At 64.3% G+C, this 11,708-nt stretch carries 1 protein-coding gene; it reads left to right on the top strand.

Annotated features, from left to right (window positions below):
* Positions 1 to 11,543: non-ribosomal peptide synthetase (locus tag RWT78_RS23410; protein WP_314681243.1), on the top strand; the 11,543-nt coding region annotated here is incomplete at its 5' end.
* Positions 11,544 to 11,708: the final 165 nt, after the last annotated feature.

The following is an 11,708-nucleotide window of genomic DNA, read 5'->3' as shown; positions in this document are numbered from 1 at the left end:
CTGCCAGAGTGTCCGATCGAATCCTCGAGCTGGCCTCGGCAGGCTTCGACGCCTCGGCCGAAGTTCCGATCCGCTGCGCGGTCCTGCGCGTCGACGGGGACGAGCGCAGGCACGTACTCGTGATCGTCGTCCACCACATCGTCGCCGACGGGTTCTCGATGAACCCCCTCGCAGCGGACGTGGCAGCGGCTTACGCGGCCCGCAGTGCCGGCAGTGCGCCGAACTGGTCGGAACTGGCCGTGCAGTACGGCGACTTCGCTGTGTGGCAGCACGAAGTGCTCGGCTCCGAGGAAGATCCGGACTCGGCTCTGACCCGTCAGCTCGATTACTGGAAGGACCGACTCGCGGGACTGGGCGAGCCGATCGCGTTGCCGACGTCGTTCCCACGTCCGGCAAAGCCGTCCATGGTCGGCTCGGTCCACCGGTTCGCGGTATCGCCGCAGACCCATCGGGCGCTGACCGACCTGGCACGTGAGCACGGCACCACCATGTTCATGCTCATGCACGCAGCACTGGCGGTACTTGCGGCGCGCCTGGCCGGTACCGAGGACATCGCCATCGGGACACCCGTCGCCGGCCGCGGCGAGGCCGAACTCGATCACCTGGTCGGTATGTTCGTCAACACTCTCGTGCTGCGAACACAGATCACGCCCGACGCGTCGTTCGAGGACGTCCTCGCCCAGGTTCGCGAAGGCGACCTCGGCGCGTTCCAGCACACCGATTTGCCCTTCGAAAGGTTGGTCGACGCACTCGACCCGGAACGCTCGACTTCGCACACTCCGTTGTTCCAGATCCTCATCGAGTTCCGCAACAATGCACTCCCACAACTCGAATTGCCGGGGCTGTCGGTCTCGGGAGTCGAGTTCGACCTACCCGTCGCCAAGTTCGATCTGCAACTCTCGGTCACCGAGCGTTACGACGCGGATGGCGGAACGGATGGAATCGACGCCGAATTCATCTACGCCACAGACCTGTTCGACGGTGACTTGATCGATTCGTTCTCACGCAGACTGCTCACCATCCTCGAGGCGGTCTCGCGAGAGCCGTCGACTCCTACCGGTGACATCGACGTCGTGGGCGCCGACGAGCGTCGACAGATGCTGACCGAGTGGAACACTCACGCCGAACCGGCTCCAGCGGACAACATCGCGGACCGATTCTTCGAGGCTGTTGCAGCACATCCGTCGTCGACCGCGGTCAACGACAGCGACGGCGCCATGACGTACGCCGAACTGGACGGGCGCGCTAACCGCCTGGCGCGGCTCCTGATCGGCCGCGGTATCGGTCCGGAATCCGTGGTGGCTGTTGCGATGCCCAGAACCACCGATCTCGTGCTGGCCCTCGTCGCCGTCATCAAAACCGGAGCGGCATACCTGCCGGTCGACATCACCTACCCGGCCGAGCGCATGCGGTTCCTCTTCGACGACGCGCGGCCGGTATGCCTGGTCACGACCGGAGACTTCCGAAGTGACCTACCTTCGGAGATCATCGAATCCGGCATAGACGTCGTCGAACTCGGATCGCCGGAGATCGCGGTACGCCTCGATCACTCCGCGCCCCGTCGCATCACCGACGCGGACCGGACGACACCACTTCTGCCCGACGCGATCGCGTACATCATCTACACCTCCGGATCCACAGGGCGCCCCAAAGGTGTCCAGGTCAGCCACCGCAACGTCCTGACTCTGATGGACAACACCGCCCCGACGTTCGGGTTCGACGACACGGACGTGTGGACCATGTTCCACTCGTACGCATTCGACTTCTCCGTCTGGGAGCTGTGGGGGCCGCTGCTACACGGGGGCCGGCTGGTCGTCGTCGACTACTACACGACCAGATCACCGGACATGTTCCACGAACTGCTCCGCAGGGAGCGAGTGACGGTGCTGAACCAAACACCCACCGCCTTCTACCAACTCGCCGAAGCCGACCGTGCGTACTCACCGAACGGCACCGGTCCCGACCTTGCACTGCGCTACGTCGTCTTCGGTGGCGAAGCGCTCGACCTCGGGCAGTTACGCAAGTGGTACGACAGGCGGGCCGACACGGCTCCGACGTTGGTCAACATGTACGGGATCACCGAGACGACAGTGCACGTCAGTCGAATCGCACTCGACCGCAACGACAGCGAGCACGCGTCGGCGAGCATCATCGGGCGAGCAGTACCGGGATTGTCCGTCTACGTACTCGATCGGCGACTGAACTTGGTACCACCAGGTGTCGTCGGCGAAATGTACGTCGCCGGTGATCAGGTGACTCGGGGATACCTCGGGAAACCCGCATTGACTTCGGTGCGGTTCCTTCCCGATCCATTCGGTAGTTCGGGGGATCGAATGTATCGGAGCGGGGACCTGGCGAGGTGGAACGACGCGGGGCAGTTGGAGTACGTGGGCCGCAGTGATTTCCAGGTGAAGGTGCGTGGTTTCCGCATCGAACTCGGCGAGATCGAAGCCGCAATGCTCCGCTGCCCCGGCGTCGCTGCCTCGGTAGCACTTGTTCGAACGGAGGGAGCGTCACCGCGGATCGTCGGGTACGTGGTCGCCGAAACAGGCAGTACCGTCGATTCAGCGACGGTGACCGACTTCGTCGCCGCCGAACTCGCGGAGTACATGGTGCCCACCGCGATCGTCGTCCTCGAATCGCTTCCACTGACGGTCAACGGAAAGCTCGACCGACGCAGCCTCCCGGCTCCGGACTTCACCGTCACGGGAACAACCGAGGCGACGCGGGCGCCGGCCACCGCTACCGAAGCGGTCCTCGCGGACCTCTTCGCGGAGGTGCTGGGTCGGGGCAGTATCGGAGTGGACGATTCCTTCTTCGGTCTCGGCGGCGATTCGATCATGTCGATCCAACTCGTCTCACGGGCGAAGTCCGCAGGCCTCGTCTTCACTCCGCGGGACGTCTTCGAAGCGAAGACCGTGGCCGGCCTCACCAAAGTGCTCCTCATCGAATCATCGGAAACGGCACCGGTTCTCACGGAGCTACCCGGCGGGGGAGCCGGCCCGCTACCGCTCACGCCGATCATGGAGTGGCTCGTCGAACGCAGTCGCGGTCACCTGAGCACGATCCGCAGTTACAGCCAGAGCGCGCTGATCGCACTGCCCGCGGATGTCTCCGGCCCCGCGCTGGAACGAGCATTGCAAACGATCCTCGATCGTCACGACGTGCTGCGGGCGCGCCTGGACGCCGCGACTCACCAACTCGAGATCCGCGAGCCAGGGAGCATCACCGCCCCCGACATCCTGCGCCGAACCCCCATCGTGTCCACCAGCGGCGAAGAATTCGTCGCCGCTGCGGAAACCGCGATGCAGGACGCATCCAGCCGCCTCGATCCCGAACACGGGAAGATGATCAGCGCAGTCTGGTTGGATCCCGTCAGCTCGAACGGCAACCGGGCCGAAGCCGGACGGTTGCTCCTGGTCCTTCATCACCTCGCGGTCGACGGTGTGTCCTGGCGCATGCTCGTCCCGGGCCTGGTCACTGCTTATGCCTCGGCGTTCGACGGAGAAACACCGATACTTCCGCCGGGCGGAACGTCGATACGTCGCTGGGCGACAGCGCTCGCCGAGACCGCTGCGCAGCGACGCGACGAGATCGACCTGTGGTCGAGAATGCGGACCGACGAGCCATTGCTCGGGGCGCGCGGGCTCGACCCAGCCGTCGATGTCGGAGCCACCGTCGACCGCGTCAGCGTCGACGTTCCGACCTCCGTGACCGAGAACGTCATCTCGACGGTGCCTCAGCATTTCGGAGGCTCGGTGAACGACGGGCTGCTCGCTGCTCTCGCGATTGCCGTCACCGCCTGGCGTCGATCGCGCGGACAGCGCAGCGGGGACGTGCTCGTCAACCTCGAAGGGCACGGCCGCGAGGAGAACGCCGTACCGGGCGCCGACCTCTCGCGCACGGTCGGCTGGTTCACCACCTTGTTCCCCGTCCGGATCGATCTCACCGGACTCGATGTCGTCGATGCACTGGCCGGGGGATCAACCGCCGCCTCCGCCGTGAAACTCGTCAAGGAAACGCTGCTCGGCCTGCCCGACAACGGAATCGGGTTCGGCATCCTGAAGTACCTCGATCGAAACGAGGAACTTCGTGAGCTGCCCACGCCGCAGATCTCGTTCAACTACCTCGGACGATTTGCCGGCTCGGATCCCGAGCACGGCGAAGTGCCGTGGCTGCCGATCTCGGAAGTGACCCTCGACGAAGCGCACAGCGGCGAATTGGCCGCCGCGTCGGTGCTCGACATCAACGCCGTCACGACCGATACCGCACACGGTCCGATTCTGCGCGCTACGTGGTCCTTCCCCCGCGGCATTCTCAGCGACGCCGAAGTCACCGAACTGGCGGAGCTCTGGGCCCGAGCACTGGGCGCACTGAGTGAATACGTGGAGGAACACTCCGAGCGCGAGCTCACGCCCACCGATCTCGATCTCGTCACCGCGGATCAACAGAGCATCGAACAGCTCGAGCGCAGATTCCCCGACCTGACCGACATCTGGTCACTGTCACCTCTGCAGTCGGGCATGCTCTTCCACGCCCAGTTCGACGAAACCGAAATCGACCCGTACATGGTGCAACTGACCCTCGAGCTCGGGGGTCGGGTGGAGGCGCCGCGCCTGCGCCGCGCCGCGCAGGCCTTGGTTGATCGTCATCCGAGCCTGCGCGCGGGATTTGTCTCCGCACCGGGAGGGCGGGCACTGCAGGTGATCCGTTCCGGTGTCGACATCGGCTGGGCCGAGATCGACCTGTCCGGGGCCGAAGACAGTGAAGTCGCGCTCGGTCAGCTGCTCGAACGCGATCGCGCTCATCGTTTCGACATGGAAACAGCCCCGTTGATCCGCTTCATGCTCGTGCGAATCGGACCGGACACAGCACGCCTCGTCGTGACGAACCACCACATCCTGCTCGACGGCTGGTCCACCCCGCTGTTGCTTCGAGACCTGCTCACTCTCTACGCAACCGACGGTGACCCCGAGATTCTGCCCCGAGTTCAGTCGTATCGCGACTATCTCTCCTGGATCTCGAAGCAAGAACCCGAGACTTCGCTACGGGCGTGGCAAGAAGCGCTACGGGGCGTCGACACGTCCACCCACCTCTCGAGGGCAGACACCGCCGCCGAAACCGTGGCAAGTGAAATCCACTCGTACTCGCTGCCGACAGAACGAACCGAGACTCTTCGAGCGTTCGCGCGAAGCCGCGGCCTGACCATGGCGACCCTGGTACAGGTGGCATGGGGAATCGTGCTCGCCGAACTTCTCGGACGCGACGACGTCGTCTTCGGCGGAACGGTCTCAGGACGCCCACCACAGGTGCCCGGCGTGGAATCGATAGTCGGCCTGTTCATCAACACGGTGCCTGTCCGAGTCCGCCTCGACGCCCGAGAAACCCTCGCCGAACTGGCCATTCGCGTCCAATCCGAGCAAGCGTCATTGCTCGACCACCACCACATCGGACTGTCGGACATCGCCGGAGCAGTCGGCGCCGCCGGTTCCTTCGACACCCTGACGGTATTCGAGTCGTATCCCGTCGACGAGACAGCCCTGACCGCCGAAACCGACATCGCGGGAATGCACGTTCTCGGCATCGACGGACGCGACTCGGCGCACTATCCGATTGCCGTGGTGGCGTCCGAAAGTGACACGCTGAATCTGAAGATGGAGTACTTGCCGACGCACTTCTCCGCCCGCGAAGTCGCCAAGATCACCGAGCGCGTGGGCATCGTCCTCGGGCAACTCGCCTCGGCACCGGATCAGCCGCTGGCCCGTCTGCAGGTTCTCACGGAGTTCGAGAGCCGTGATCTTGCGCCGGTCTTCGGCTCCCCGGGGCGCTCCGCGCGAACGCTCCCAGAGATTCTCGCCGACGTCTCTGCCACCTATCCCGACCGCATCGCGCTCTCGGCCGGCAGCCGTTCCACGACCTACGCCGAACTGGACCGGCGCTCGAACCAGTTGGCCAGAGCCATGATTCGCCGCGGCGCCGGGCCCGAGACGTCGGTTGCCATCGGCATCGAAAGGTCCGTCGAATCCGTACTCGCGGTGTGGGCGGTGGCCAAGACCGGCGCAGCGTTCGTCCCCGTCGACCCCACCTATCCGGCTGACCGAATCGAACACATGCTCAGCGACTCCGAGGTGTTGTTCGGGTTGACCGTCGTCGACGCCATCGACACACTTCCACCCATCGTGTCCTGGTTGGTGCTCGGAGAAGAGGCATTCGACGACGACGTCGCCACCAGTTGCACGCTGCCGATCACCCAGGACGAACGGCGTGCACCGGTGGTCATGGACAACGCCGCCTACGTGGTCTACACCTCGGGATCCACCGGCCGACCCAAGGGAGTTGTCGTCACCCACACCGGACTCGACAGCTTCGCACTCGACCAGCAGCGTCGATTCCACGCAGATCACCACTCTCGAACCCTGCACTTCGCCACCCCCAGCTTCGACGGAGCCGTCTTCGAGTACCTGCAGGCATTCGGTGTCGGAGCAACCATGGTGATCGTCCCGACCGACATCTACGGCGGCGCCGAACTGGCAAGTCTCATCCGCCGCGAACACGTCACTCACGCGTTCGTCACCACGGCAGCACTCGCCACCGTCGACCCGGCCGGCCTGGACGAGTTCCGGCACGTCGTCGTCGGGGGAGAGACACTACCGCCGCATCTCGTCGGCCTCTGGGCTCCCGGACGAGAATTCGTCAACGCCTACGGCCCGACCGAGACAACCGTCATGGCAGACATCAGCGAACCCATGACAGTGGGCGCACCCATCACGATCGGTGGACCGATCCGCGGCGTGCACGAGATGATCCTCGATTCGCGCCTGCAACCTGTACCCGTCGGAGCTCCCGGTGAGCTGTACATCGCCGGCATCGGCCTGGCTCGCGGATACCACCGGCGTCCCGGCCTGACCAGCGAGCGATTTGTCGCCGACCCCTTCGGCAAGCCAGGCGACCGGATGTACCGCACGGGCGACATCGTCTCCTGGCGAAGCGATCACACCATCGAATACGTCGGGCGTAGCGACTTCCAGGTCAAGATTCGCGGATTCCGCATCGAGCTCGGCGAGGTCGACGCCCAGATCACCGCAATGGCGAGTGTCACGAATTGCGTGACACTCGGCGTCGACGGACCGGCCGGCGCCACAGTTTTAGCGTCCTACCTCACCGTCGAGGAAGGATCGACGCTGACCGGGGCAGAGATCACCGCGCACCTCGCCGGACGTGTTCCCTCGCACATGGTTCCGGCCAGCATCATGATCGTCGACGAGCTACCGCGCACCGCGGTCGGCAAGCTCGATCGAAAAGCGTTGCCGACGCCGGAGTTCACCGGAACCGGTGTGGAATTCCGGGCGCCCGGCACCAGCCTCGAACGTCGGATCGCCGATGCGTTCATCGACGTACTCGGCGTCGAACGGGTCGGCGTCGACGACAATTTCTTCGAGCTCGGCGGCAACTCGCTGATCGCCACTCGCGTGGTCTCGCGGCTCAACTCCGCACTGAACATCGACGTCGGGGTGCGCGTGCTGTTCGAGGCACCGACGACGGCTCAGCTCGCCGAACGGCTCTCCAGCGCTGTCACTGCCGTCGGCACTGTGCCGCTCACTCCCATGGAGCGCAGTGGCAGCGTCCCGCTCTCGTTGGCGCAGAAGCGCATGTGGTTCCTGAACCAATTCGACACACGCTCAGCCGCGTACAACATCCCACTAGCTGTTCGCCTTACCGGTGACCTCGCCGTCACGGCCATGCAACAGGCCATCGCCGACGTCGTCGAGCGGCACGAAACACTGCGGACGGTGTTCCCCGCCGTCGGCGGCGATCCGATTCAGCAAGTGCTCACCGTCGACGAGGCAGTACCGCCGGTCCTTGAAATGACGTTGGGGGAGGACGAACTCGCGGAGCGCATGCAACGACTCGCCACGACCGGCTTCGACGTGTCGGTGGACCTGCCGCTGCGCGTGGCACTGTTCCGACTCGACACCGCTGAACCCGTTCACATTCTGTTTGTCGTGGTCCATCACATCTGCGCCGACGGTTCGTCGATGGCGCCGCTCGCACGCGACGTGATGACGGCCTACCTGGCGCGTACGGCAGGGACCGAGCCCACGTGGGCGCCGCTCGAGGTGCAGTACGCAGACTTCACGTTGTGGCAGCATCGCGTCCTCGGATCGGAAGACGACCCGGAATCCGTCATCAGTCGCCAATTGCACTACTGGAGTGAGCAACTCGCCGGACTCGACGACGTCATCGCACTGCCCGCCGACCACCCGCGACCCGTGCAACAGACCTTCCACGGTGACCGATTCACCTTCGACATCGACGCGAACACCCACCGCGCCCTCGCGGACCTCACCAGGGCAAACGGTGTCACGATGTTCATGGCGCTGCACGGCGCGCTCGCAGTGCTGATGTCCAAGTTGTCGGGCGCCGACGAAGTCACCATCGGCACACCGATCGCCGGCCGAGGTCAGGAAGCGCTCGACCATCTCGTCGGAATGTTCGTCAACACACTGGTCCTGCGAACCAGTGTCGATCCCGAAATCACGTTTGCCGACCTGTTGGAGCACGTCCGGGAAATCGACCTGGCCGCATTCCAGAACTCGGACCTGCCATTCGAACGGCTCGTCGACGTCATCAACCCAACCAGATCCACGTCGTACTCACCGTTGTTCCAGGTCGCCCTCGAACTTCAGAACAACGAACCCGCACATTTCCACCTACCCGGCCTCGACATCGACGGACTGACCGTGGAAACCAAATTCGCGAAGGAGGACCTGGAGCTGATCGTCGACGAGAAGTTCGACGAGTTCGGCATCCCGGCTGGGATGTCCGCAGCCTTCGACTTCGCAACCGATCTCTTCGAACCCGCCACCATTCGGCGGTTTGCCGACCGACTGCGCCTGATCCTGGACGCTGTCGGACGCGAACCCGCAACACGTATCGCCGACATCGGCATCCTCGGCGCCGACGAAACAGCTGCCCTGGTGCCGGCATCCGGTGCCGCCGCGACTCGAGCGCGGGTGTGGCCGGAGATCCTCGCCGAAGCAGTCGCCTCGAACCCGGATGCCCCAGCCCTCTCGAGTCGCGAGAGGTCGATGACCTACCGCGAGCTCGACGAGGAATCGACGAAGCTGGCGCGCGCGCTGTGTCGGCGCGGCGTCGGTCCCGAAGATTTTGTGGCGCTGGGTCTGCCGCGGTCCACCGCGGAGATCGTCGCGATCTGGGCGGTCACGAAAACCGGTGCAGCATTCTTGCCGGTCGACCCGAACTATCCCGACGATCGCATCAACCACATGCTCGACGATTCGCGGGCCGTACTCGGCATCACCGACGACGCTCACCGCAGTCAACTTCCCGACACGGTCGAGTGGATGGTCCTCGATGAAGCCGAGACCGTCGACGAGATCGACGCCCAGAGCGCAGCCGCGATCACCGATCGCGACCGCACGATCCCCTTGCATCACGGGCATCCCGCGTACCTGATCTACACCTCGGGATCAACCGGGAAGCCGAAGGGCGTCATCGTCACCCACCTCGGGTTGTCAAACCTCAACGCCGAGGAACATCAGAGATTCAACGTCCAGCCCTATTCGCGGATCTCTCACCTGGCATCACCGAGCTTCGACGCCTCGGTCTTCGAACTCATGATGGCGTTCGGCAGCGGAGCGTGCCTGGTCGTCATCCCACCGACGGTCTTCGGCGGATCCGAGTTGGCCGAAATCTTTGCCGACGAACACGTCTCACACGCGTTCATCACTCCGACCGCGCTCAGCTCGATCGAAAGCTCCGCGCTACCCGAACTCCGCGTACTCGCAGTCGGTGGCGAGGCCTGCCCACCCGAACTCGTGGACATCTGGGGCCGCGACCGTCGCATGTTCAACGGATACGGACCCACCGAATCCACCATCCAGGCCAGCGTCAGTGAACCCATGCGGCCGGGCAAGGACATCAACATCGGACGACCGGCCATCGGCTTTGCCGGACTGGTCCTCGACGGGCACCTCAAGCCCGTGCCGGTGGGAGTCATCGGGGAGCTGTACGTGACCGGCCCCGGACTCGCCCGCGGATACCACAATCGTCCCGACCTCACCGCCGACCGATTTGTCGCCGATCCGTTCGGCGAACCAGGCCAGCGGATGTACCGCACGGGCGACCTGGTGCGCTGGCGCTCCGACAGCACCCTCGAATACCTGGGCCGCAGCGACTTCCAGATCAAAGTCCGCGGATTCCGCATCGAGCTCGGCGAAATCGACTCTGTCCTGATGGCACACCCATCCGTCTACTTCGCCGCCACACTCGGGCACGAAGCGCCGTCGGGGGAGACGATGATCGCCTCCTACATCCAGCCCGTGGAAGGACAGACCGTCGACGACTGGGAGCTTCGCCGCCATCTGTCTTCTCGCCTGCCCGCGCACATGGTTCCCGGCGCGATCGTCGTCGTCGACCGCATTCCGGTGACACCGGTCGGCAAGCTGGACCGCAAGGCACTGCCGACCCCGAGCTTCGAGCGACGCACGGTCCCGTACGCACCGCCGACAAACAACACCGAACGAACGGTCGTCGACATCTTCGAGACCGTGCTCGGGCACGAGCACATCGGCGTCGACGACGACTTCTTCGAACTGGGCGGAACGTCGATCGTGGCCACTCGCATCACCATCGAACTCGAGAAGCGTCTCGGGATGCGAGTGCCGTTGCAATCGCTTTTCCTGGATCCGACACCTGCCGGAGTCGCCCGGGCTGCCGACGGAATGGACGCACACTCGCCGGACGATTCGTCGGATCTTCTCGCCCCGATGATCACGCTGCGCGCCGGATCCGATCGTGCACCACTGTTCTTCGTCCATCCGGGTATCGGATTGTCCTGGGGTTACGCAGAATTCGTCAAGCATCTCGAGCTGGATCAACCCGTCTACGGTCTTCAGCTACCGTCCCTGAGCGGCGGGCCCAGCTTCGACTCGCTGACCGAACTCGCCGACGACTACGCGAATCGCATTGCAGCCGTGGCATCGACCGGCCCGATCCATCTGGCCGGCTGGTCGCTCGGCGGCGTGATCGCACACGCCGTGGCACACAGCCTCACTCGGAGCGGACGTGACGTGACTCTGTCGATACTCGACAGCTATCCGTCGTCGGATTCCGATCAGCCCGCAGAACTCTCGGTCTCCGAACTACTGGCCGGGCTCGCGATGCCGGCGGGATCCAAGACGGTCGAGACCTTCGAAGAAGCGGCGGAATTGCTGGAGCAGACCCTGGGTGCCGGAATCGGAATCGAAGCGGAGCATCTGGCGCGGATCAGTCGCGGTTACTCCCACTCCGTCGAATTGACGAATCGGCACCAACCGCCTGTCCACGTTGGAGCCGTCGAGTTCTTCGTAGCCGGAAGATCTACGGAGAACGGACACGATGTCGCCGAATGGCGAAGGTTTGTAGAAGGGGACATCCGAGTCACCGAAGTCGATTGCGAACACAACCAGATGATCGAACCGGGTCCGGCGGCAACCATAGCTGTACGATTGCGAGAAGTTATCGCTCAGTGGGGTGTCTGAACCAGGTTCGACATGGGTATGAGTGAAACACACAGGGTGATGGACCCCGGGTGGGTCCGGACGAGGGGAAAACGTTGAAACTGCGAACCACACGCGTGTTTACCGGATCGATGCTGACTGCCGCTGCACTGACTGCCGCACTGCTCTCCGGGGGGACTGCACAGG

Origin of the sequence: uncultured Rhodococcus sp. (assembly GCF_963525155.1) — a bacterium.
Taxonomy (GTDB): domain Bacteria; phylum Actinomycetota; class Actinomycetes; order Mycobacteriales; family Mycobacteriaceae; genus Rhodococcus_F; species Rhodococcus_F qingshengii.
Note: the sequence above shows the minus strand (reverse complement) of the source record. Positions and strands in the feature narration are given on the sequence as shown.